Below are 272 nucleotides of genomic sequence, written 5' to 3'. Positions count from 1 at the left end.
TTATAGCCTTGTTTCTTGAATTCTGTGATTTGACTTGTTGTGCTGTAGGCAATGGCTTCACCTGACTTACCTGTCACTTCATCTGTTGTGAGAACGCGGTTACCGTTAGTACTTACATAACGGATAACAGCTTTTTGGGCATCCTTACGATAAGTAACTGTTTCAACACGGTCTTGATCTTTAGCCTTCACTCCACTTACAGCTGGGATTTCTGATTTATCCGCTGTGTAACCTGCGATAGTTGGAGAGACTACTTTATCAAACGTATCATC

The 272-nt window shown here is 41.5% G+C and carries 1 protein-coding gene; it reads right to left on the bottom strand.

Annotated elements, in window-relative coordinates; genetic code table 11:
• Positions 1-272: mucin-binding protein (locus N5909_RS00120; protein ID WP_271630622.1), on the bottom strand; the 272-nt coding region annotated here is incomplete at both ends.

It is taken from the genome of Streptococcus gwangjuensis, from assembly GCF_028156745.1.
Taxonomy (GTDB): domain Bacteria; phylum Bacillota; class Bacilli; order Lactobacillales; family Streptococcaceae; genus Streptococcus; species Streptococcus gwangjuense_A.
Note: the sequence above shows the minus strand (reverse complement) of the source record. Positions and strands in the feature narration are given on the sequence as shown.